Here is a 24,510-nt window from a genome sequence, read left to right as displayed (position 1 = left end):
TTCGGAGAGATCCAACAGACAGTGCACGGTGCCGGTCAAGGGCTTGCCCGCCGAAACCGCGGCCTTCGAGCACCGCGACTGACACCAACGAGGGCCGCCTCCGTCGTCGGCCGACGACGGAGGCGGCCCCTGCAATGAACCCCACCTCCTAGGAGAACCCTCAATGCCCCGACTCCGCCGTCTAGCCGTGCTGCTGGCAGGCTCGCTCATCCCCCTTGCGAACCTGACGGGACCGCCCGCGAGCACAGCCCCGGCGACTCCTCCGCCCACGAGCACCGCCCCGGCGACTCCCCCGGCCAGGACCGCCGCCCCGGCGACCCCTCCGGTCGGGACCGCCGCCCCGGCGGGCCCCCTGGCCGAGGCCTTCACCCGCGCCGCCGCGACCTACGAGGTGCCCCGCGACCTGCTGGTCGCGCTCGGATACGCCGAGACCCATCTCGACGGCCACGGCGGCTCGCCCAGCGCGAGTGGCGGCTACGGGGTCATGCACCTGGTCAGCAATCCCAGCGTTCGCACCCTGGAACGCGCGGCGACGCTGACAAAACAGCCGGTCGCGACATTGAAGACCGGCGACGCCGCCAACATCGCGGGCGGCGCGGCGGTGCTGCGCGCCTACGCCGACGAGCTCGGGCTGGACGCCACCGCCCGCAAGGATCCCGGGAAGTGGTACGCGGCGGTGGCCAAGTACGGCAACGCCTCGACCTCCGAGGTGGCCCGGTTGTACGCCGACACCGTCTACGACCTGATGGCCGGGGGCGTGCACGCCGTCACCCCGAGCGGTGAGACCGTGATCGTGATGTCGCGGATGCTGCAACTCGACCGTGGCGCCTACTCCGCGGCACGTGATCTGGACGGGACCATGGCGGCCGCGGCCGTGGACTTCCCGTCGGCCCGCTGGGTGGCGGCCAAGTCCTCCAACTACACCGTCGCCAAGCGCCCGTCCAGCGCCAAGATCGACCGGATCGTCATCCACGTGGCCCAGGGCTCCTACGCGGGCACGATCTCCTGGTTCCAGAACCCCGCCGCCCAGGTCTCGGCCCACTACGTCGTCCGTTCCTCCGACGGCGCCGTCACCCAGATGGTCCGCGAGAAGGACCGGGCCTGGCACGCCGGAAACTACAACAGCCGGTCGGTCGGCATCGAGCACGAGGGCTTCGTCAACAACGCCTCCTGGTTCACCGACCCGATGTATCGCGCGTCGGCCGCGCTGACCCGCAGCATCGCCGACCGGTACGGCATCCCCAAGGACCGCACCCACATCGTGGGGCACCACCAGGTCCCCGGGGCCGACCACACCGACCCGGGGCCCAAGTGGGACTGGACCCGATACATGCAGTACGTCACCGGCGGCGGCAACCCGTACACCGCGCAGAAGGTCTGCGGCAGCGGCTACAAGATGGTCGACAGCGCGGCCCTGGGCTCCGCCGGCACCGTCTACCTGCTCTACAACACCGCCAACGACAACAACTGCGTGGCCACCATGAAGGCCACGTCCCTCGGCACGGCCACCGCCGCCACCGCCTACCTCGAGGTGCAGGGGAAGAAGAGGGTCACCCAGTCGGGCAACGTCGCCCACTACGCGGGCCCCGTCCGCGCCTACGCACTCGACAAGTGCGTCAAGTGGGGAGGCAAGATCGGCTCCTCCACCTACAACAGCCCCTTCGAATACTGCGTGTCCGAGTGACATCCGCTCCGTCCTGAAGGACGGAGGTTCCCGTCTGCCGCGCAGGCGGCTTCGGGCGGGTCACCGCTCCTTCGCGCGGTGCCGGAATGAGCCCCGGTCTTACCCGCGCTCCACGGCCGTTCGGCCTCTCCGCCTGCCCGGCGGCGAGGATACCGATCGCAGCGTTGACGGTCCGGTCGTGGATGCCCCCGCATCCGCGACCGGACGTTCGACGGCATCGAGGTGGCGACGGTGCCGCACGCCGAGCACAGCTTCGATGAGGGGAACCGGCGGTCGATCTCGCCGAAGTATCTGCCATACCGCGTCGCCCCGCATTCCGGCACGGTCGCGAACCGCGACCATCCCGCGTCGTGCCACCGGGCGGACATCCGCCTGTGGTCGTCGGCGATGGCCCGCGCGCGGCTAGGACTCGTAGAGGTCCGTCTCGCTCAGGACCGGGCTGCCGTCGTCGGAGCGTCGCAGGCGGGCCGCGGAACCGAACATGGGTCCACGGGCGCGCTGGATCCCGGCGAACCGTCCGAACCCGAGCGGCTTGGGCACGTCGTCGTAGACGGCCTCCATGCCACCCCTGACCGAGTACGTCTCGTGCCAGAAACCGGTGCCGCCCGAGTCCCGCAGGAAGTCCAGCCACCACTGCCGATGCGGTTCGGACCGGGCAAAGGCGAGCAGCGAGGGCAGATCCCGCCAGTACTGGCGCATCCCCATGTTCATCGGGAAGAACGAATAGTAGATGGGCTCGTGCAGCAGCAGCCCGTCCGGCTTGCCCGCGACCGACTCACCGATCTTCCGGCCGAAGCCGAAGAAGGTCCGGACCCCGTACAGCCGGTTCACCCGCATGCCGAGGTACATGACGATGAGGTCGGGGTAGGCGGACAGGTCGACGGTCTGCCGGTTCACTCGAGTTGGCATCCAACGCTCCTTACGGCTCGGGTTACGCATGGGCTGGTGTGTGGGAGGCAGGTCATGTGCCGGCGGGGGCGTGTCGTCGCTTTCATGGAGGCCATGGCGAGCGTGGAAGCGCCTTATCGCCTGGCATTCGATGTGGGCGGCGAGTAGACCGCCCAGGCGTGGAAGGCCAGCCCGATGCCCCAGAAGACGATGGACCACAGGGGCCAGAAGAAGTGTTCCGGGTCGTAGACCCGCCACACCACGACCTGGGCCAGATTGGCCAGGACGTAAAAGATCAAGTGGGCGCGCAGGCCCCATTCCGTGGCGCCTTCGCTTTTCGGCGATCTCATTCCCGCAGGCTAAATCGGCGTACTTGACGATGAGGGAACCGCTCGTTCAGTGATCGTCAAGTGCCTGGGTTCTACATTGAACCCGCAATCGAGGTGCGAACGCCATAAGTTGAAAGGTTGACATTGATGACGACTCGTAGAGCGGTGCTGGCCGGATCCGCCGCGGTCGCGACCAGTGCCCTGCTGGGAACGACCGAGGCGCAGGCACGCCCCCGGCCGGAAGCCGAGCCCAAACCCACCGTGGTCCTTGTGCACGGCGCGTTCGCCGACGCCTCCGGCTGGAACGACGTCGCCGCCCGGCTCATCCGCGAGGGCTATCCGGTCATCGCCCCGGCCAACCCGCTGCGCGGCGTGGCCTCCGACTCCGCCTACCTGGCCAGTGTCCTCGCCACACTCAAAGGCCCGATCGTGCTCGCCGCGCATTCCTACGGCGGGATCGTCGTCACGAACGCCGCGGTCGGCAACCCGAATGTGAGAGCGCTGGTCTACGTGGCCGCGTTCGCCCCCGACGAGGGTGAGTCGCTGCTGGGCCTGCAGACGAAGTTTCCGGGAAGCAAGCTCAGCGAGGCGGCGCTGGACTTCCGTCCCTACGGCGAGAGCCTCGTCGACGGATACATCAAGAAGGAGTTCTTCCGCGGCGTTTTCGCCGGCGACGTGCCGAAGACGACCACCGACCTGATGCAGGCGAGTCAGCGGCCCGCCGACACGCGCACGCTCGGGGAGCCGTCCGGCGCCCCGGCGTGGAAGACCATTCCCTCCCACTACCTCATCGCCCGGAACGACCAGGTACTCCCCGCCGCGGCGCAGCGGTTCATGGCGCAGCGGGCCGGGTCTCAGGTCCGCGAGGTCGGCGCCTCACACGTCGCGATGATCTCGCAGCCCGCCGTGACCGCCGACCTGATCAGGCGCGCCGCTCGCCCCTGATCTCCGATCGCCGCTCCCGCTTCCCATCCGAGCTCCGCTCGACCGGTGTTGCAGCGGAAGATCCATTCTGGCCCGGTGTGACGGAGGAACCACGTGAACGACGGTGCGGCGCAGCGCGGACCGGTCCTGGACGACGAGCAGTTCCACCGGCTCGCCGAGTACGGCGAGGTGGAGCACGCCGAGACCGGCCGGGATCTGTACGCCTCCGGCGACGACTTCTACGACTTCTTCCTGCTCATGACGGCGACGGTGGACATCGTCCGGGACGCGACGGCGATCGAGCCGGAGCGGCTGGTCTACCAGGGGGGTCCCGGAGACTTCCTCGGCGAGCTCAACCTGCTGACCGGCCAGCACGTCTACCTGACCGCCCGGGTGGTGTCCGCCGGCACGGTCGTCCGCATCGGGGCGGTGAATTTGCGCCGGGTCCTCGCCGAACAGGACGACATCGCCGACCTGTTGCTCGCGGCGTTCCGGGAACGGCGCGAGGTCATCCGCTCGGCCGCCGGCAGCGCCCTGGAGATCATCGGCCGGCCGGACACCGCGGAGACCCTCGAGCTGCGCACCTACGTGACGCAGATGCTCGTGCCGCACTCCTGGCGCAGTGCGACCTCGCACCCCGGGCTCTCGCTGATGACATCGGCCGGGCTCACCGTGGACGACCTTCCGGCGGCGATCGTCCACGGTTCGGTGCTGCGGCGCGCGACGCCCGGAACGGTCGCGCAGGCACTCGGCCTCACCTACCGGGCCGACGGGCGTCCGGTCGATCTCGTCGTGGTGGGCGCCGGCCCGGCGGGTCTGGCCGCCGCCGTGTACGGGGCGTCCGAGGGCCTCCTCACCGTGCTCCTGGACCAGAGCGGGCTCGGCGGCCAGGCCGCCAAGAGCGCACGCATCGAGAACTACCTGGGCTTCCCCCAGGGGGTCAGCGGCGCGGACCTGACCCGTCTGGCGATGGTCCAGGCGCTCAAGTTCGGCGTGCGGATCCACTCGCCCTGTGCGGTGGCAGGCCTCGATCTCTCCGACGATCGACGGCCGGTCGTCCTGCTGGAGGACGGCGTGCGCATTCCGTGCCGCGCGGTGATCGCCGCTACCGGGGCGCGCTACCGGCGTCTCGACATCCCCCGCTGGGCGACGTTCGAGCAGGCCGGCTGCATCCGGTACGCGGCGACCGAGCTGGACGTCCGAGGTTGTGAGAATCAGCCGGTGACGGTCGTCGGGGGCGCCAACTCGGCCGGGCAGGCGGCCCTGTCCCTCGCCGCCCGCGGCGCGACGGTGGATTTGATCATCCGCGGCCACTACCTCGGAACTCGGATGTCGTCCTACCTGACCGACCGAATCCGTGCGCACTCCCGGATCCAGGTCCACACCGGCAGCACGGTCCGCGAGCTGGCCGGCGACGACACTCTCACCTCGATCGTCGTCGAGAGGTCGGACGGGCGGCACGACCGGCTGGCCTGCCACGCACTGTTCTGCTTCGTCGGCGCCGACCCGGTGTCGGGCTGGCTTGCCGACGTGGCCAAGGCCGACGACGGCTTCGTCCTCACGGACAGCCGGCTGCCCGCCGGATCGTCCGGCACACCCCTTCCGTTCCAGACGAGCGCACCCCGGGTCTTCGCGGTCGGCGACCTCCGCTCGGGCTCGACGAAACGCGTGGCCACCGCCGTCGGCGACGGCGCGAGCGCGGTCTCCTCCGTCCACGCGGTACTCGCCGGCGGCTGACGCGCAGATCGGTCGCCACCGCGGCTTCGCCTCCGTCGATACTCGAGGAGCCGACCCGGGGCACCGGACGGCCGGCAGAGCGCCGACACCGGAACCTGAGACAGACGACCCAATCGCGATCATGGCGCGCCGGACGCCGTAGGCCTGTGCCTCCGTACCCCCTGCCGATGTGCGCGGCGCGAACACGACCCCGGCCGCGCCGGGGATCCCCGGCCGCGCCGGGGATCCCCGGCGGGGCCGGGGATCCAGCGCTATGTCACATACCAGGACCAGGGTGATGTCGAACGCATAAAGGATCTTGTCGGCGATACGGACACTCGTGAATATTACGGATGTTTCCCTAGCTACTCTGGAGGCTCCGCTTGCCAAAGTTACGAGCAGTCCTCATCGCCTTCGCCGTTGTCGCGGCGGGCGCCACCCCGGCTCACGCGAGCACCGCACCCTCCATCACCGTCAAGCAAGGGCGGACCCAGCCGGTCTTCTCCTATGCCGACGCCGTCCGCGAGCACGTCTACGTCGAGTCGACCGTCGACAGTGACTCCGACGGGAAGCTGGACCGGGTCCGCGTCGACATCATCAGGCCCAAGGAGTCGAGCCCCAAGCTCAAGGTGCCGGTGATCATCGACGAGAGCCCGTACTACGACAACTCCGGTCGTGGCAACGAGGCCGAGCGGAAGGTCTACGACGCAGACGGAAATATCACGAAATTCCCTCTGTTCTATGACAACTACTTCGTACCGCGTGGTTACGCGGTCCTCAACGTCGACATGCTCGGCACCACCAAGTCCGAGGGCTGCCCCGACGTCGGCGGACCGGCCGACGTGCTGGGTGGCAAGGCCGTCATCGACTGGCTGAACGGCCGCGCCACCGCCTACCACGAGGACGGCACGCCCGCGGTCGCGGACTGGACCACCGGCAAGTCCGCGATGATCGGCAAGTCCTACGACGGCACGCTGGCCAACGCCGTCGCGGCGACCGGCGTGAAGGGGCTGGAGACGATCGTCCCGATCTCGGCGATCAGTTCCTGGTACAAGTACCAGCGCTCCAACGGCGTGGTCTACAACTTCAACTACATGTCGCGGCTGGGAAACACCGTCGACACCGACCCCGATGCCAAGTGCGCCGCCGTACGGGCGCGCATGGACACCGAGGACGGCGACGACACCGGCAACTACAACGCCTTCTGGGCCGAGCGTGACTACATCTCCGGCTCGCTGGCCGACGTCTCCAAGGTGCACGCCAGCGTCTTCGCCGTACACACGGTCAACGACCTCAACGTCAAGCCCGACAACTTCTCCAAGTGGTGGCAGGCCCTGGCCGACAGGAACGTGCCCCGCAAGATCTGGGTCGGGCAGTACCAGCACGTGGACCCCTTCGACTTCGAGGGACGCCGCGACCTCTGGGTCGACACGCTGCACGGCTGGTTCGACTACTGGCTGCTCGGCGTGAAGAACGAGATCATGCGCGAGCCCCGCGCCGACGTGCAGACCAGCCTCAACAGCTGGATCACCCAGCGCGACTGGCCGGCACCGCTCGCCCTGAAGATCCCCTTCCGCCCCGCGGCCGACGGCTCGTTCGGCCTCGTCCCCGCCAGGAAGGGACAGACCGCCACGTTCACCGACGTCCGTCAGTCCGAGGACGCGATGGTGGCCGACGTCGGTACGGTCAAGCCGGGGAGGGCGTCCTTCACCACCGGCGCGCTGCCGCTGGACCTGCGCCTGTCCGGCACGCCCGTGGTCGACCTGCGCGTCGCGCTCGACAAGCCCACCTCGAACCTGACCGCGCTCCTCGTCGACTTCGGCGAGGACACCCGGGTCGACTGGCGGCGCAACCAGGGCGTCACCACTCTCGACGAGGAGAGCTGCCACGGCGAGAGCACGGCCGCCGACGACGCCTGCTACAAGAAGACCGTCACCAATCTGGCGACCCGCCCGCTGGAGATCGTCGCCCGCGGCTGGATCGACGTGCAGAACCGCCAGTCGCTCAGCACGTCCTCACCGCTCACGCCGGGGACGTACGGCCAGGTCAAGTGGGAGACCCTGCCGCAGGAGTACATCTTCAAGAAGGGCCACAGGCTGGGCCTCGTGGTCGCCGGTACCGACTCGACCTACAGCGGTGAGCCCGCCACCGGTGCGAACGTCACCATCGACCTGTCCCAGAGCAGGGTCCAGATCCCGCTGGCGCTCACCCTTCTCACCAGCCGTGACGTGCCGAAGGACACGGCCAGGTGGCAGGGTCCGCAGCAGCTGAACCTGCCGGTGCCGGAGGAGAACGAGTTCTTCTGATCCGGAACGGCTGACCCGCACGACGATTGACCCGCACGACCTCGCGAAGGCGTGAGCCCAGCCCAGGCGCTGGGCTCACGCCTTCCCCGGATCGGCGCGGCGAGGCTCACAACGATGGCCTCACCCCCGTATGCGAGACTGCGCACACGCTGGACTCCATGCGCGCGGGACTCCGCGAATACGGGCCTTTCCCGCGACGGCGGCAAATCTACGGCGAGATAAGCCGGAAAGCGCTCCCCATAACGGGACACAGGCGCTTAGTTCTGTTCAAAACAAGCAAAAGTCGCTACTCTCAACGGGACTTGGTCCCCACCGACCGGATTCTTCCGTGGTTAGTTTTTTGGCCGGTGGGCCGTACCGCACGGAGAGCAGAGATGGCGTTGGGTCGGTGGCTGGACCGGTTGCTCGTGCTGGTCATTGTCGGCGGTATCGCGTTGGCCGGCCTCGCGGCGCCCGCGTCCGCGCACGGCCAGCTCGTGCTGTCGACCCCGGCCAAGGACAGCACGGTGTCCGCGCCGATGGAGTCGCTCTCGCTCTACTTCACCGAGAAGCCCGCCCCGAACGCGTACTTCACGATCACCGCGCCCAGCGGTGTCCGGGTCGATCGGCGCTGGTCGCACGGTCAGCCCAAGCGCCTCGACGAGCCGGTGCAGGAATACACGCTCATCAACGGCGTCTGGGAACCCAACCTCTTCCACACCGGGTTCCCCGCGAAGATCCCGGTCGCCCACTGGCCCGAGAAGGGCCTGTACGTCGTGCGCTACCAGTCGGTCGCCTCGGACGGGGAAGAGGTCCAGGGCGAGGTCCGGTTCACGTACACGGGCAAGACCTCGGGACCGCCCAAGGGCTGGGAGGCCCCCACCGACCAGCCCGACCCCGCCCTGCTCGCCGCGCTCGGTCAGGGTGGTCCCACCCCGACCAGGGCGTTCGGGAACGCCACACCTCAGAGCGCGTCGCCGTCCGCCTCCGTCCCCCAGGCCGGACCCCAGCCCGCGCCGCCGGCCACTCCCCCGCCGGCGTCGGCCGACTCGGGCACCGGCGTGATGGTGTGGCTGCTGCCCGCGGTCCTCGTCGCCGGTGTGGGCATCATGGTTGTCCGGGCGGCGCGGCGGCCGTCTTCCCAGGGTGCGGCCCGGCGAGCTCCCACCGGGCCGCGGGCGAAAACGGCGAAGACGACGAATGCGTCGAAAACGCCGCCAGCCCGGCGCACGACCGCATCGCGCCCGGCACCGCGCAACAAGGCTTCCAAGCGACGTTGATCCGCCGTACCCACCGCCCCCCAGGAGAACAACCATGACGTTCCCCCATGCCCGATTCCGCCCGTTGCTCGCCGTCCTGGCGCTCGGTATGACGCTGCTGATGGCCTCGGCCTGTGGCTCGTCGAGCGCCGCTCCCGGCGCCTCGACGGTCAAGGAGATCGCGGTGACCATCGCCGGCAAGACGGTGACGCCGCCACCGGGACGGGTCGAGGTGGCCAAGGGCCAGACGGTGCGGATCACGGTGACCGGTGACGTGACCGACGTGGCGCACGTGCACGGCTACGACAAGGCGGCGGACCTGAAGCCCGGCACGCCGGCGACGATCGAGTTCGTCGCGGACCAGGACGGGCTGTTCGAGGTCGAGACCCATGAGACGGGCCTGCAACTGTGCCAGCTCGTGGTGAGCTAGGCCCGCGGGATGCTACTGGCTCACGGTATCGGCGGTCGCCAGGATCTGCCGATCCCGCTCGCGGCCGCGCTGGTCGGCGCGATCCTCGCACTGCTGGTGTCGTTCGTGGCGCTCGGCGCGCTGTGGACCGAGCCGCGGCTGGGCGGTGACCTCCGTCGCGGCGGCTCGTTGCCCGCCGTGGTCCAGCGGGCCGTGTCCTCACCGGTGTGGCCGTGGTTCTGGCGGCTCGCCGGGCTCGTCGCCGCGGCGTACTTCTGCGTGGGTCTGATCTTCGGTCCCGACCGGGCCGAGAATCCCACGGCGGGCGTGTTCTACGTCCTGTTCTGGGTCGGCCTGGTGCCGCTGTCGCTGCTGTTCGGCCCGGTGTGGCGCGGCCTCAACCCGTTGCGGACACTGCACCTGCTGGCCTGTAAGGGGCTCGGACGTGACCCCCGCCTCGGGCTTCGGCCGCTGCCGCAGGGTCTCGGCCACTGGCCCGCCGCGGTCGGCCTCCTCGCCTTCGTGTGGCTGGAACTCGTCGCTCCCGAGCGGGCCACCCTGCCCGTCATCACGATCTGGCTCGCGGCGTACGCCCTGCTCATGCTCGCGGGAGCGGTGGTCTTCGGATCGCGGTGGTTCGGCCACGCGGACGCGTTCGAGGTCTACAGCTCCCTCGTCGGCAGGCTCTCCCCGGTGGAGAGACGCGACGACGGCGTCGTGGCCTGGCGTAACTCACTCGACGGGATGTCCGGGCTCCGCCCGGCGCCCGGGCTGACGGTGCTGGTGGTGGTGCTCCTCGGATCCACCATGTACGACAGCCTCTCCAACGCCCCGGTCTGGGTGCGCTTCGTGCAGGAGAGTCTGCTGCCGGCACCGGTCGTGGGGACGGCGGGCCTGGTCGTCGTCATCGGCCTGGTACTCGCGGCGTACCGCGGCGCGACCGCGCTGGCCGGCCGATGGGGCGCGGCGGAGCCCGGCACGACGGCGGGCGAGCTCGCCCACACGATCGTGCCGATCGCCGTCGGGTACGTGATCGCCCACTACTACTCGCTCTTCCTTCTCGAGGGACAGCGGACCCTCGCCCTGCTCTCCGATCCGCTGGACACCGGCGCCAACTGGCTGGGCACCGCCGGGTGGACCGTCCACGCAGCCGGCACCACCCCCGCCGGAATCGCCGTACTCCAGGTGACGGTCATCGTCATCGGTCACGTGCTCGGCACCGTGCTCGCCCACGACCGCGCGCTGGTCCTGTTCCCGCGCCGGACCGCCGTCCTCGGGCAGATCCCCCTTCTGGTGCTGATGGTGGCCTACACCGTGACGGGCCTGCTCCTCCTCTTCGCCGGCTGAACCACGGAGCGGAAGTCCTCGACAGGACGGGGACATCGCCCGGGCTCATGAACGGACGGTCGCACGGACCTGCGGCGCACCGCCCGCCGGCGGCAGCCTTTTCGAGGCCGCCCTCGCACCTTCTTACCGAAGACCATAAAACAGAGTAAATCTACCTGTTAAATAGGTATTGTTAGCATCGGCCGGAGATGCTTAGCTTTTTGTATGCCGACCGAGATCGTTCTGGCGAGACGGTTGCACGTTGATCTGATGCGCGCCGGTGCCACCCGCTGTCCCACCGGCTGAGCGCACCGGCGTTCCGGCGCCTGACGCCGCCCTCCTCACGAGCCACATCGAACGGTCCCGTTCTCGCAGGCTCACGATGCCCGATGCCCTCCGCCCTCCCGAAGGAGCCGCATGCCCGCACGCCCGCACCGACGCCCGCTCACGACCCTGCTCGCCCTGGCCGGTGTCGCCGCGCTGACCGTGACCGGCGCCGCACCCGCCGCGGCCCCGGTTTCAGCTTCGGCTCCGGCTTCGGCCCCGGCCAAACCCAACGTGGTCGTCATCATGGTCGACGACATGAACGCGTCCGCCCTGCAGTATCTGCCCAACGTGCGGTCGCTGCTCGCCACCCCGGGAACCACCTTCGACAACAGCGTGGTGTCCTACTCGCTGTGCTGCCCGTCGCGTACCACCTTCCTCACCGGGCAGTACGCGCACAACCACGGCGTGCTGGGCAACAAGCTGCCGGACGGCGGATACGAGAAGCTTCCCGCCGCGGAGACCCTGCCGGTCTGGCTGCGCCGGGCAGGTTACGCCACCGCCCACATCGGCAAGTTCCTCAACGGCTACGGCCGCCAGCGTCCCACGGAGATCCCGCCCGGCTGGGCCGAATGGTACGGCTCGGTGGACCCGAGCACCTACCGCATGTGGAACTACACGCTCAACGAGAACGGCACCCTGCACACCTACGGCGCGGCCGGCGTGGAGGATCCCGCGCTGTACCAGACCGACGTCTACGCCCGCAAAGCCGTCGCCTACATCGAGCGGAAGGCGCCGGCCGTCGAACCGTTCTTCCTGTCCTTCGCACCGCTGGCGCCTCACGGCGAGGGGGCCGCCGCCGGATCGGACCTGTCCCAGCGCAACCCCCGACCCGCGCCCCGGCACCGTGGCGACCTGGAAGGCGTGACGCTGCCCAAGCCTCCCAGCTACGACGAGGCGGACGTCTCCGACAAGCCCGCGGCCATTCGCGACAGACCCCGGATCACCCCCGCGAACGAGGACCGGATCGAGAACGTGCGGCTCAAGGGTCGTCTGGAGGCGCTCCTCGCCGTGGACGACGCGGTCGCCGACATCGTGGCAGCGCTACGGGCGTCCGGCGAGCTGGCCGGCACGCTCATCGTGTTCACCTCGGACAACGGCTGGATGCAGGGCGAGCACCGGATTCAGAGCGGCAAGACGGTTCCCTACGAGGAGTCGATCCGGGTGCCTCTGATCATCAGAGGGCCCGGCCTGCCCGCGGGCAAACATGTCAGCACGATCGCGGCCAACGTCGACCTCGCGCCGACGATTCTCGACGCCGCGGGCGCGACCGCCGGAGTGACCGTCGATGGCCGCTCTCTCCTGCCGATCGCCGTCGACACCGCGTCGACGGCCCGTGGCATCGTGATCGAGACCGGCCCCAAGCAGAGCGGCAGGTGGTACGCCGGTCTGCGGGCTCCACGGTGGAAGTACGTCGAGCACTCGACCGGCGAACGGGAGCTGTACGACCTGCAGCAGGATCCGTACGAGCTCGTGAGCGTGCACAACGACCCGCGCTACGCTCCCACGCGGCGGGCACTGGCCGACCGGCTCGCGACCCTGCGGACGTGTGCCGGCGACGTGTGCCGGCAGTGGACACCGGTGCCCGGGCCGAAACCCTGACCGGCCCCTGACCGGCGCCGCTCCGGTCGCCTGCCCGCCCAGCGGGGCGGGCAGGCGACCGGCCTTCGGTCACGGCGTCGGCGGCGATTTCCCGAAGGTCGTCCGAGGACTCACCGAACCACCCCGCCGAAACCGTGGCATGTCACCGTGGCCCCTCAGCGGCCGCTCACCGTGAACCGCCCGGTGAGCGGGCCCAGGTCCACGGTGTACGTGCCCGAGGCGCTCCGGCGCACGTCGAACGAGAGCCGTACCGCCTTGTCGGCGCGGATCTGGACGGTCTGCCGCCGTTCGACCCCGCCGTTAACCCGCAGGGCGGCGTCGTACGAGCCGGCCTTCTCTCCTACGTTCTTGACCCACGCGGTGACCTGCACCGGGCGGCCGGGGCGGGCGTCCGAGGGGCTGATGGCGAGGTCGGCCAGGACGAAGCGAGGCTCGGGACCGGGGGTCCGGTCGTGAACGAAGATGTCGGAGCGCCGGTTGGTGTCGTCATCCACGAGGTTTCCGGAGGTGCTCTGGAAGGCGACGTACCGCCCGTCGTCGCTGATCGTCGGCAATTCGCTCGTGCCGTTGCCCTCCGCGCCCTTCGTGCCCGTGGAGACCCGCACCGTGGTGCCGGCCTTCATATCGCGCACGAACACGTCCAGCTGCCCGTTGGTGTCGCCGGCGGCGAGGTTGCCCGCGTAGCTGTAGAACACCGCCGTCCGCCCGTCGGCGCCGATCGACGGGCCGTAGGACGCGTTGTCGCCGATGCCTCCGTCGAGCCCCGCGGAGACCAGCGCGGTCGTACGGGTCTGCCGGTCGTAGCTGAAGACCTGGAAGCCCATCGGCCCGCCGCTCGTCAGGTACACCACCATCCGCCCGTCGGCGCTGATCGACGGCGTGCCGCCCTCCGTCCCCTCCGGCGCGGGAACCATCTCCGTGGTCCCGGTCTGACGGTCCCGGACGAAGACGTCGACATGCCCGTTGGTGTCACCCGGGACAAGGTTGGTGCCATCGCTGTCGAACGCGACGAAGCGGCCGTCGGCGCTGATGGCAGGGTCGCGCGAGCTCCCGTCCGCCTGGACGGCGCCCGACGCGACCGAGACGCGCTCGGTCTTCCCGGTGCTCCGGTCGCGGACGAAGACGTCGCTCCTGCCGTTGGTGTCCCCGGGCACCAGGTTGGTGGCGTCGCTCTGGAAGACGGCGAAGCGGCTGTCGACGCTGAACAGCGGCTGCGTGGACAGGCCGTTCCCCTGGGTGCCGTCGGAGGCCAACGAGATGCGCTCGGTCTTCCCTGTCTGCCGATCACGGACGAACGTGTCGGTCTGCTCGTTGGTGTCCCCGGGCACCAGGTTGGTGGCCCCGCTGCTGAATCCGACATAGCGGCCGTCGGCGCTGATGTCCGGGAGCAGCGAGAAGGCATCGGCCTGGGTGCCGTCGGAGGCCACCGACACCCGCTCGATCGCCCCGGTGCGCCTGTCGGTCACGAAGACGTCGACGTCGTTGTTGGTGTCGTCCGGGACGAGGTTGGACGCCGGGCTGGCCCACGCCACGAGGCTGCCGTCCGCGCTGAGCCTCGGCCACCAGGCGTCGTCGTCGCCCTGCGCTCCGTCGGCGGCCAGCGAGACGCGCTTGGTCGGCGACGGCCGCGGGAGGGCGAAATCGGCCTTCCCGTTCGTCTTCTTCCCGTGTACGGAGACCTGCTGAGGGTCCGAGGTCGACACGCCGACGGCCGACGCGACCACCTGGTAGGCGCCCTCGGGCACGTCGTCGATCGCGTACCTGCCGTTGATGTCGGTCGTGGCCGTGAGGCGGTCGGGCACGCCCAGCACCGTGACCGTCGCGCCCGGCACCGTCGAGCCGGTCGGGCCGTACGTCACCTTTCCGGAGAGCCTGCCCCAGCGGGTCCGCTCCGACGTGAGCCGTACGTCGGAGAAGCGGTCGGCCGTGACGCGGACGCGGGCCGACTCACTCCGGTAGCCGAACCGGGACAGCTTGAGGTCGTACGTGCCGGCGCCGATCCGTATCTCGAACCGGCCCTGCTCGTCGGTCTGGAAGGTACGGCCGGTGGACGTCAGGGTAACGGTCGCGCCGGCGAGCGGCTTACGGGTCTTGTCGTCGGTGACGGTGCCCCGGATGCCGCTCTTCAGCGCCGCCTCGGCGACGGCGGCGTACGCGTCGATCCGGCCGGCGCCGTAGCGGGTGTTGGGACGCTCGCCGTAGCGCTTGTCGAAGAACGACGTGCCTTCGAGGATGGTCAGGGCCTCGTCGACGCTGAGATCGGGACGGGCCTGCAGCATCAGCGCGACCGTGCCGGAGACGTGCGGGGTCGCCATCGAGGTGCCGTCCAACGTCCCGTACTCGCCGCCGGGCATGGACGAGAGGATCTCCGTACCCGGCGCCGAGACGTCCGGGACGACGTAGGAGTCGGGCCACTCGGCGGGCGCGTCGAACCAGTCCTTCCTGGTGACGACACCGCCGCAGGAGAAGTCCGGCACGCTGTCATCGGGGTTCGTGGCGCCGACGGCCACGGCCTCGTACACGTTGCCGGGGCTGCTCGACTCTCCGGGAAGGCAGTCGTTGCCGATGGCGAAGGCGGGAAAGACGCCGGCCAGGCGGAGGTTGCGGACAGGCTCGATCAGCTCGTCGGTGTAACCCTCGCCGCCCAGCGACATGCTGACGACGTTGGCGGGCTTGCCCGCAGGGCTGCCGTCGGCCGCGTACGGCGCCACCGCCCACTGCATGCCGGCGATGATCTGGGCGATGGATCCACTGCCGCCTGGGATGACCAGGCCGGCCATCAGCTTGGCGCCGGGCGCCACGCCGATCTGCGTGCCCGACGCGTTACCACCGGCGACCGTGCCCGCCACGTGCGTGCCGTGGAAGGCGCTGTCGTGCGGCGAGGAGAAGACCGGCTTCCCCTCCGCCGAGAACTCGATCCAGCCGCCGGGGTGGGACGGATCCGACGCGTCGTCGGTGACGAGCTTCCCGGTGAGGTCGGGGTGGCTGATGTCGATACCGGTGTCGAGGATCGCCACGCGCACGCCGTCGCCGGTGAGCCCGCGCTCCTTCTGCACCCGGTCGGCGCCGATCTTCTCGACGCCCCAGGTCGACGCGCCGGCTTTCGCGGCCCGCAGCGAGGCGGCGGGCGACGCGGGAGGCGTGGGCGGGGCCTTGAGCTCGAAGTTGGGAATGACCCGGTCGACCATGGGGAGTGCCGCCAGCGCGTCCATGGTGGCGGGCTTGACTCGGACGAGCACCATGTTCTTGAGCCAGAAGGTATTGACCACCTGGTCCCCGCGGGACTCGACCAACTGGACGACAGGCGTCTGCGCGTACCGGGCCGTCTCGGCCAGGGTGGTCCGCGCCACGCTCGGCGAGGACGTCGCCGACGCCAGGTCCGGGCGAGCGTCCAGGACGACGACCGCCTCGACGCGGTCGTCGGCACCCGCCCTGGCGGTCTTCATCCGATTGATCAGCTCAGAGGCGATCTTCCCTCGCTGGGCGGGTTCCTCCGGGGGTGCCTTCGCCATGGCCGGATTCGCGGGCAGGATCGCGGTGAGCGATCCGAGAACGAACAGCGTGGCAAGTAACAGGCGTTGCCCGCGAGATCTATGGGCGGACAGCGACATAGGGGGCTCCTTCGTTCATATGCGCGCGTAGTGCGCATGAACGCTGGCATCCGCCGTTGTCGACTGACAAGCTAAGTGGACGGCGAGTTCCTGCCAGGTGACAGGAATGCGACAGCCCGGTTCGGCCACCGTTCCCGCTGCCGGACGATCGCCGTGGCCGTAAGGAGGCAGGCGTGCTTGAAGTGATCGGACTGAGCCAGCAGGACGAGGCGGTGTATGACGCTCTCGTCCGCAGAACGCAGGCGACGATGTCCGAGCTCGTCCGAGACTGTCATCTTCCGGCGGCGACCGCCAGACGGACGTTGCGGTCACTCGTCGAGCTCGGCCTGGCCACCCGCTCGACGGGGCGTCCCATCCGCTACGTCGCCGTCTCGCCGGACAGCGGGCTGGAGGCCATCCTGCGCGAGCGCGAAGCCGCGCTGCACGATGTCCGCTCGCATGTCCGGACGTTGATGAAGATGTATCGCGCGGGCACCCGGTTCGCTCATCCGGGTGAGCTGATCGAGGTGGTCTCGGGACGTGACGAGGTCAACCACCACTGGCTGCAGATGCAGCAGAACACCCGGGCTCAGGTCCGCGGGTTCGACTGCCCGCCCTACGCCGCCCCGGAGGCGCACACGGAGCCGAACCACGTCGAGCTCGCCCTGCTGAAGCGGGGTGTGAAGTACCGGGTCATCTACGACAAGAGCGCCATCGAGCTCCCCGGCTGGCTGGACGACGTCACGGCCGGAATGCAGCATGGGGAGCAGGCCAGGATCGCCGCCCAGCTGCCGATGAAGCTGGCGATCTCCGATGACCGGATGGCCATCATCCCCCTGCTCCGGCTCGGCGACGACGCGGTCACGGCGTCGTACCTGATCCATCCCTCACCGCTTCTGGACGCGCTGGTCGCCCTCTTCGAGGCGGTGTGGGCGCGCAGCGTCCCGGTCCGGCTGACCGCACCCGGCGTGGACGACTCCGGCACGGAGGAACTGTCGGAGGAGGAGTCGAGGCTGCTGACGCTGCTGGCCTCGGGAGCGACCGACAAGGCGGCCAGCCGCGCCCTGGGGTGGAGCGAGCGGACCGTGCAGAGACACGTCACCAAGCTGATGGACCGGGTCGGGGCGCAGACCCGGTTCCAGATCGCCATGGAGGCCACCCGGCGCGGCTGGATCTGACCTGCGATCCCGGCGATCATGCGCGGTTACGCGATCGGCGCGCTGCGGCTGACCGACATCGCCGACATCGCCGACATCGCCGGGGGAACCTGCGGGCCCGCGACGACTTCGGCAACCCGTTGATCGCTCTCGGCCTCACCATGTGAGAGCTCCGTCGGCCCTGAAGTCCATCTCGAAAGGATCCGAATGGTTTTTACGCGGGATCAATCTTCATATGGAATTCTGGGATGCCTTATTCTCTTGCACAAAAATTTGGCAGGATGATGGCCGATATGCTCGGTCGGCTTTCCGATCCGCATGTGCCGAGGATCCGGGAGGGTTGGCGCTCGCCGCCGAGAGCGACGCCCGTGTTTATCGATCGCGGGCGCGGGGACATTTGTTGTCGTAATCGCCCATTTCGGGCGAATCGACAGATCCTGGAGGCAGATATGAACGGATACCTACCGTATCGTGAGCTCACTCCAGCTGCCCGAGTTGGAGCCGTACGCGGCTGGCAGGCGGACATTCTTCGCGGCGAGTCATAGCTGATTTAGCCGAGGTACTGCGGTGCGAATAGGCCGCAGTGCCTCGACCTGTGTCAGGTGGGGCAATGCATCGGGGGCATTTATGGCGCGATTTTTTTACCCTGCCGCTCAGCGCAGCGATGTAATGGAGGACTTGTTCGAATTCCCGGTTTCCGACCCCTACCGTTGGCTGGAAGACGGCAACGACGCGCGCGTGCAGGACTGGGCCGCCGCCCAGGATCGTCTCTTCCGCGCGTATCGCGCCGGATGGTGTGAGAAGCAATCGTGGGCTTCTCTGATGGATCAGGTGTCATCCTTCGGCGTGTCGGAGCCTCCGACGGTGCGTGGTTCGGTCATGTTCCTTGCCGAGCAGCTTCGCGGGGATGAGCAACGGCGCCTGCTCGTCGTCGACGCAGAGGGAGACAGGCGGGTGCTGGTCGATCCGGTGGAGATCGATCCGTCCGGCCGTACCGGGTTGTACGCCTGGTGGCCATCGCGCGAAGGCGAACGTGTGGCCGTCCAGATGGAGGTCGCCGAGCAGCCCGGCAGCGACATCATGGTGCTGGACGTCCGTACCGGCGAAGTGGTGGACGGGCCGTTGCCACGCGCCCGTAACACCTCGCTCGCCTGGCTGCCGGGAGGGGACGCGTTCTACTACGTCAGCCGTGTTCCCGATGAGGAGCTGGCCCCCGGCGACATGCGTCTGCAGCGGCGAGTGAGGCTGCATCGGATCGGCTCGCCCTGGCGGACCGACGCGGTGGTGCTCGGCGGCGACGATGCCCCGGACCACTACTACGGCCTCACGGTCAGCGTCGACGGCCGTTATCTGGCGATCACTGCGATGGTCGGGCCCGCCTCACACAACGATGTGTACGTGGCCGAGCTCATCGATCCGGAAGCCCCGCATTTCATCAAGATCGTGGACGGACACACCATACGGGCCCGTGTTCTCCCACGCTTCCTCGCGGACGGCAATCTGCTGCTGGTCACCGACTACCAGGCCCCGTGCGGCCGCATCTGCGTGGCGGACCGGCACGATACCGATCCGGCCGCATGGCGCGAGCTGGTGGCCGAGGATCCCCAGGCTCCCTTGGACGAGTGTGTGGTCCTGGACGACCCGGCACTTCCGCGGCCCCTCCTGCTGGTGGCACGCGCCCGCCACGGCATCTCCACCCTGACACCGCACGACCTGGCCAGTGGCCGGCCGCTCACCGATCTGCCTCTTCCCGGCACGGGGGTCGTGTCATCCCTGCGCACAAACACCCCGCACGGACATCACGCATGGTTCAGCTACTGCGACACGACCACGCCCCCCACCATCTATCGTTACGACGCCACCACGGGGCAGGCGGAACAGGAAACCGGCGCCACGACAGCCGGGCATACTCCAGAGATTCGCAGCCGCAGCGTTCGCTATCTCGCCGGCGACGGCACCGAGATCACGCTGTTCCTGTTCACCCCGGCCGAAGAGCATCCGGGTCCCCGCCCCACCCTCCTTTACGGCTACGGCAGCTTCGGCATGCCGATGCGACCCTGGTTCTTCCCCACGGCAGCCGCATGGGTCAGCGCCGGCGGCACCTACGCGGTCGCCTGTGTGCGAGGAGGCGGCGAAGAAGGCCAACACTGGCACGACGCCGGCCGTGGACCACACAAGCACCGCGCGATCAGCGACTTCAACGACGCCGCGACCTGGCTCATCAACACCGGTCTGACCACCCGCGACCAACTGGTGAGCTTCGGCCAATCCGCCGGCGGACTCCTGGTCACAGCCGCCGCCACGCAGCGACCGGACCTGTACGCCGCGGTTATCGCCGAAGGCCCGCTATGCGACATGGTGCGCTACGAACGCTTCGGCCTGGGATGCACCTGGACGGACGAATTCGGTACCGCCTCCCAGCCCGAACAGCTCCAATGGCTACTCGCATACTCCCCCTACCACAACATCACACCCGGAGTCCCTTATCCTGCGTTCCTCCTCACCGGCGCGGTAACCGATCTGCAGACCGGAGAGGCGCACGTCACCAAAATGTGTGCGGCCCTCCAGCACGCCACCAGCGGTGACCGACCGATCCTCATGCGTCGAGAACCCGACACCGCCCACGCCGCCTCCCCCGCGAGCAAAGAACGCGACCTGACCGCGGATATCTTGGCCTTTGCCGGAAAATACGCCGGTCTTTCACCGAGAAAGATGACCACGCGCCTTCACGAGACCGTCGTAGAACCACACTGAGAACGGCCTGACCGTAAAAATTGAGGTGATCTCAGCGGGTCCGGATCGACCCTGCTGAGATCACCTCAATGGCTCCACTCCGTTGTCAGTGTGCCTCGCACCCCGGCGGCCGCAAACCCCGAGCCGAGGCATCCTGCCATCGCGCATGCCCTCTCGTGCGCGCGCCGAACCTCCGGTTCACACGCGTCACACGATGAAGATCGACCGCACCTGGGTGTTGCCCTTGGTTGCGACGTACACCTTGTAATCGCCGACGGTGTAAGTGCCGGCAGCGTTGTTGTCGATGGTGAACGTGGCCGTCACAGGAGACTTGCCACCGTCGATGTGGGTCTGCTTCACCGTGATGGTCAACTCGTTCTTGTTGCCCTTCGACTTCTTCACCACCGCCGACGGCTTGGCATCGATGACCGCGTTGTCGACTGTCACGTAGACCGCGTCGGGCGAAGAGAACTCCGCGTTCTTGTGCCCATCACCGAACAGGAAGAAGCCCCGCTGTTCGATGGCTCCGCGCCCGGGGAACGGATCTGGGTTTGAGGCCAAGTACGTCGGATTGACCGTGTACAGGTCCGTCTTGGAATCCGCGAGGGTGGCCTGCACCCCGGTGTACGGGGCATCGGTGATCGCGAGGTTGACCGACAGGTAGATGGCGTCGGGGTTGTTGGCCGAGATGCGCGAGGAGAAGTACTTGTCCGCACTCTGCCCCGCAGGAACGGCCAGCGGCACAACCGTGTCGCCGACGAGGATGTTGAACCGGAAGTCGCCGTAGCCGCCGGCCACGAACTTCGCCCAAGCCGCGTCCGACATGTAGCCGGGGCGCTCCACCTTGAACTCCAAGCGCATCGGCGACACGTACGTGGTGTTCAGGTACTCGGTGTCGGTCAGGGGCAGGTAGACCCCTCCCGGGGCGTGCCCCAGTGCGAAAGCCGAGGCCGTCGGAGCCGAGTTGCCGCGCCCGTTCCACATCGGGATGTTGAACGAGGTGGCGCCGAGCAGGGCCTGGGTGCCCAACCGACTCCTGCCGACAGCGGCCGACGCGTCCTTGTAGGTTCCGATCGTGACGTCGAGCAGGTCGAGGTCCGCCCGGTCGGAGTTCAGCCCCGGGATGCCCGCCCACATGAACTTGGCACCGGCGGGCCCGGAGTACCGGGCCATCTCCAGCATGCCATCGGCCATGATCTTGGTCATCTGCACCGCAGAGTCGACCTTCATCCGCTCGTTGGCCGTGTGCCACCAGCGCTCGTTACCCGGGATCACCGCGCCGAAGGCGGTCATCTTGTTGCGGAAGCTGCTGGCCAGGGTGCCGCCGGTCGTGCCCTGCGGATAGACCACGTTCCTGAGGGAATACGGATCCGCGAACTCCTTCGGGTTGCGGTTGACCGAGGCTTGGTAGCTCCCGAACTGAAGAGCCGTCAGCGGGTTGTCGTGAGTGACGTACAACCCGGCGCCGACGGGCGAGCCGAGGTTGTCGATGGTGAACCCCTTCGCCTGGAAGGCGGCCGTGACCGCCGTCGTCGCCTGGCTGGAGTCGGCCGCGGTGACGTGCATGCTGCGCACGTACATCGGCATGCTGAGGCTGCCGGAGGCGTCCGTGTAAAGGCTCGTCGGGGTCTCCGAATTGATGCCTCCCATGAGGGCGAAGGTCAGGTTCGGGGTGCCGTTGCTCGGGTTGCGCAACAGGCTCGCCGGGATGCCCATGTACTTGCCGATATAGGCTTCGCCTTCGACACCGTCGCGGAAGAACAGGTCGGCGATGCCGTCGGCGGCCTTCTTCAATTGCATGTCGGCGGCCGTGATTCTCAGTGCGCCGAGTCCCTTGGAGAGAAGGAACATCCCCCACACGACGGCGTTCTTGCCATACTGCGGGGTCGGCATCTCCATCGCCACATCGGTGTTGATCTCCAGCGTGAGCGAGTCGCCGGTGATCGTGGTCTGCACCTTGGGGGTGGTGCGGTGAGCAGCCGGGAGCCAACCCTTCGCGGTCGCGGCGGCGGTGATCGCCGCTACGAGTCGGTGGCGCTCGGTGGAGCGGGTCCCCGCCACGTCGAGGGTGAAGGTTGCCCGGGAGGCGATCTGCGTGGTGCTGCCGTAGGCGATGTCCTTGAGCGTCGGGTCGCCTTTACGCAGGGTGACGCCGGCTGTGGCGTCCGTCAGCCGGAAGGCCTTGGTGCTGTCTGCGGACAAGCTCATCGACACCGAGGGGGTCACCGATCCGGAGTTGCCGACGATGACCGGGAACCGCGAGTCGGAGGTGTAGGCCGCGATCGGGACCTCCTCCCGGTTGAGGTTCTTGTAGGCCCAGTTGTCGTAGAAGCTCGGGTTCGAGTTGTACGGGATGGGCTGGAAGGTGGCGGTGTTCGTCGTCGAGGGCGTGCCGGGACCGCCGTCTTCGTAGATTCCCATGACGATGCGGATGCGTCGGTCGAGGGGCAGCCCCGCCTCGAGCAGCGCCTTGGCCGCGAGCAGCGTCGCCAGCGTCGGGCCGCTGTCGTCCTGCATGCCCGCCCCGTAGACCCAGCCGTCCTGGACATAGGGCGAGTGGTACGCACCAGGAGTGCCGAGGTTGCCGTCGGCGTCCCGCCAGCGCGCCAGCTGGGCCGGCGAAACGGAAGCCGTCGGCGAGTCGAGGTGGCTCAACGCCATGACCATCTCCGGGGCGTCCGGGTCACCGATCTCCGCGTAGACGTACTTGTCGGGCTGGCGTTGGACGACCACCGGGAAACCCAGGTCGGTGGCCAGCTTGACCACCCAGGCGAGCTTGGCGACCTTGCGGTCGTACTCGTTCTGGTTGGCTTCGGTGTTGCTGACCGGGAAGGGGTACGCCGTCGCGGCCGTGCCGCCTCGGGAGATGGAGTCGTAGCTCGACCCGTCCAGCATCGCCCCGATCAGACTGAGCGGGTCGTAGGTGCCGTCCCCCGCCCGCGCGCTGTTGACGCGTCCAGCCAACGCCTCGACTTCCGCGTGGATCGCGCCGCGCTCGGCGTCGGTCACCGACAGATCGTAGGTGACGCCCGGCTGGAAGCGCTTCTCGCCGAAGCCGGTCGCGGACGCGTTAGCCGCTGCACCCATGGACAGGAGCAATGAGATGCCGAGTGTCAGTGCAAGAGGCTTCTTCCGCCTCACCGTGATCTCCCTGAATGGTCAGACCCAAAAAACATCGGATGATCTTCGTTGTACGCGAGACCCTTTCAGGCGCTTCCCGGCTTGTCAATGAGGTGATCTCAGCAGGATCAATCCGGACAGTTGGGATTTGATGTCGCCAGAGTGGTACTGCGACAGAGACCGGGATGGATCGCGATGCCGGTGGAACAGACGTGGAGCTTTCGGTGGAAGAGGTCTCACCACGGGTCTTCTTCAGCCAGAAAACCCCGCGCGATCACCTGTCGAGCCACGCTCGACGTTCCCCGGGAACCGGTTCACCATCTCTCCACGCTGCCGGCGACCGGGCACCCGCACGGGATCTCCGGGCGCCGTCCTGCTTTGCGCGGGCGGTGACGGGACCGCGCCGCACCCTCGCCACGCACGTCCGGCCTGACGACCCGATCAGGGTGGGTTGCCGTCTCCTCGACCTGGACGAGACATTTCAGGTGTGGTGCGCGCGGGCGTCACGGGTACGGCGCGGGTGCCGCTTCACGGGGTCCTCGCACCCCGGACGGCCGCTTACCCCGTGACCGCGGGCAGGCGGTGCAGGGCGTCGACCAGGGGGGCGAGCTCCGGGGTCCGCTCCGCCTCGGCCAGGGCTCCGGCGAGGACGTCGTCGTAGGTCGGACGGGCCCTGGTCAGCAGCTCCCAGCCCTTGTCGGTGAGCTCGGTGTAGATGCCGCGCCGATCGTCCTGGCAGAGGACCCGGGTCAGCAGCCCCCGGTCTTCGAGCCGGTTGACCAGCCGCGTGGTGGCGCTGCCGGACAGTGCCGCGGCCCGGGCCAGCTGCTGCATGCGCATGTGCCAGCCGTCCTGGCGCGACAACGCCTCCAGAACCGTGTATTCGACCACCGAGAGGTCGTGCCCGGCCTGCAGCGCCCTCTCCAGTGCGGTGTCGATCAGTCCGTGCAGCGCGGCCAGCGTTCGCCAGCCCTGCGCGCGGATCTGTACCGCGTCGTCCGCGATACCCATGATCCCTCTCCTTCGCCCGCGGTCCCCGACCCCCGCCTGTCATCACCTGTACACAGTTTAGCGGCGTTTGAAATAAAACGCGCGTGCAAGTATCTTTCCTGCGGGCGCTGCTAGTTGCAGACGCCGTATAACTTCGGTCGCAAAAATCGGAAG

15 protein-coding genes are annotated in these 24,510 nt (G+C 68.5%); 10 read left to right on the top strand and 5 right to left on the bottom strand.

The annotated features are described in order from the left end of the window. Nucleotides 1-163: 163 nt before the first annotated feature. The gene (locus tag DKM19_RS18700) at nt 164-1,684 is read left to right on the top strand and encodes an N-acetylmuramoyl-L-alanine amidase (protein WP_110696896.1); all 1,521 of its coding nucleotides are present in this window, start codon (nt 164-166) and stop codon (nt 1,682-1,684) included. 402 nt (nt 1,685-2,086) lie between these two features. On the opposite strand, the gene DKM19_RS18695 is transcribed toward DKM19_RS18700, so the two are convergent. Both DKM19_RS18695 and DKM19_RS18690 read right to left on the bottom strand, forming a co-directional pair. Further along, complete coding sequence (locus DKM19_RS18695) at nt 2,087-2,593, bottom strand: monooxygenase family protein (RefSeq protein WP_110696894.1); 507 nt, start codon at nt 2,591-2,593, stop codon at nt 2,087-2,089. Between the two features lie 113 nt (nt 2,594-2,706). After that, the gene (locus tag DKM19_RS18690) at nt 2,707-2,922 is read right to left on the bottom strand and encodes a 2TM domain-containing protein (RefSeq protein ID WP_110696892.1); all 216 of its coding nucleotides are present in this window, start codon (nt 2,920-2,922) and stop codon (nt 2,707-2,709) included. 126 nt (nt 2,923-3,048) lie between these two features. On the opposite strand from DKM19_RS18690, the gene DKM19_RS18685 reads away from it, so the two are divergent. The 7 genes from DKM19_RS18685 to DKM19_RS18655 all read left to right on the top strand — a co-directional run bounded on the left by DKM19_RS18685 (nt 3,049) and on the right by DKM19_RS18655 (nt 12,746). Further along, nucleotides 3,049-3,846, top strand: a complete 798-nt coding sequence (locus tag DKM19_RS18685) for an alpha/beta fold hydrolase (RefSeq protein WP_204358857.1) — start codon at nt 3,049-3,051, stop codon at nt 3,844-3,846. 93 nt (nt 3,847-3,939) lie between these two features. After that, entirely contained in the window at nt 3,940-5,562 is a 1,623-nt protein-coding gene (locus tag DKM19_RS18680; RefSeq protein ID WP_110696888.1) for a cyclic nucleotide-binding domain-containing thioredoxin-disulfide reductase, read from the top strand. 362 nt (nt 5,563-5,924) lie between these two features. Further along, the gene (locus DKM19_RS18675) at nt 5,925-7,847 is read left to right on the top strand and encodes a Xaa-Pro dipeptidyl-peptidase (protein ID WP_110696886.1); all 1,923 of its coding nucleotides are present in this window, start codon (nt 5,925-5,927) and stop codon (nt 7,845-7,847) included. A gap of 374 nt (nt 7,848-8,221) precedes the next feature. After that, entirely contained in the window at nt 8,222-9,106 is an 885-nt protein-coding gene (locus DKM19_RS18670) for a copper resistance protein CopC (RefSeq protein WP_162641589.1), read from the top strand. Between the two features lie 34 nt (nt 9,107-9,140). Continuing rightward, nucleotides 9,141-9,515 (top strand): hypothetical protein, encoded by a 375-nt coding sequence (locus tag DKM19_RS18665; protein WP_110696883.1) that lies wholly within the window; start codon nt 9,141-9,143, stop codon nt 9,513-9,515. 9 nt (nt 9,516-9,524) lie between these two features. Then, entirely contained in the window at nt 9,525-10,841 is a 1,317-nt protein-coding gene (locus tag DKM19_RS18660) for a hypothetical protein (RefSeq protein ID WP_110696881.1), read from the top strand. A 396-nt stretch (nt 10,842-11,237) separates the two neighbouring features. After that, the gene (locus DKM19_RS18655) at nt 11,238-12,746 is read left to right on the top strand and encodes a sulfatase (protein ID WP_110696879.1); all 1,509 of its coding nucleotides are present in this window, start codon (nt 11,238-11,240) and stop codon (nt 12,744-12,746) included. Between the two features lie 155 nt (nt 12,747-12,901). Here the strand turns inward: DKM19_RS18655 and DKM19_RS18650 are convergent, their stop codons facing one another. Then, the gene (locus DKM19_RS18650) at nt 12,902-16,357 is read right to left on the bottom strand and encodes a S8 family serine peptidase (protein WP_110696876.1); all 3,456 of its coding nucleotides are present in this window, start codon (nt 16,355-16,357) and stop codon (nt 12,902-12,904) included. A gap of 173 nt (nt 16,358-16,530) precedes the next feature. Between DKM19_RS18650 and DKM19_RS18645 the strand changes: the two genes are divergently transcribed. Continuing rightward, on the top strand, nt 16,531-17,514 hold the full coding sequence (locus DKM19_RS18645) for a helix-turn-helix domain-containing protein (protein ID WP_110696874.1): 984 nt from the start codon (nt 16,531-16,533) through the stop codon (nt 17,512-17,514). Between the two features lie 606 nt (nt 17,515-18,120). Continuing rightward, nucleotides 18,121-20,247 (top strand): prolyl oligopeptidase family serine peptidase, encoded by a 2,127-nt coding sequence (locus DKM19_RS18640; RefSeq protein ID WP_110696871.1) that lies wholly within the window; start codon nt 18,121-18,123, stop codon nt 20,245-20,247. A 186-nt stretch (nt 20,248-20,433) separates the two neighbouring features. On the opposite strand, the gene DKM19_RS18635 is transcribed toward DKM19_RS18640, so the two are convergent. Continuing rightward, a complete protein-coding gene (locus tag DKM19_RS18635; RefSeq protein WP_162641586.1) occupies nt 20,434-23,313 on the bottom strand; it encodes a M20/M25/M40 family metallo-hydrolase in 2,880 nt (959 codons plus the stop codon). Between the two features lie 591 nt (nt 23,314-23,904). Next, the gene (locus DKM19_RS18630; protein ID WP_110696868.1) at nt 23,905-24,357 is read right to left on the bottom strand and encodes a MarR family winged helix-turn-helix transcriptional regulator; all 453 of its coding nucleotides are present in this window, start codon (nt 24,355-24,357) and stop codon (nt 23,905-23,907) included. Between the last annotated feature and the right edge of the window lie 153 nt (nt 24,358-24,510).

The sequence above is a fragment of the Streptosporangium sp. 'caverna' genome, assembly GCF_003203775.1.
Classification (GTDB): Bacteria; Actinomycetota; Actinomycetes; order Streptosporangiales; family Streptosporangiaceae; genus Streptosporangium; species Streptosporangium subroseum.
Note: the sequence above shows the minus strand (reverse complement) of the source record. Positions and strands in the feature narration are given on the sequence as shown.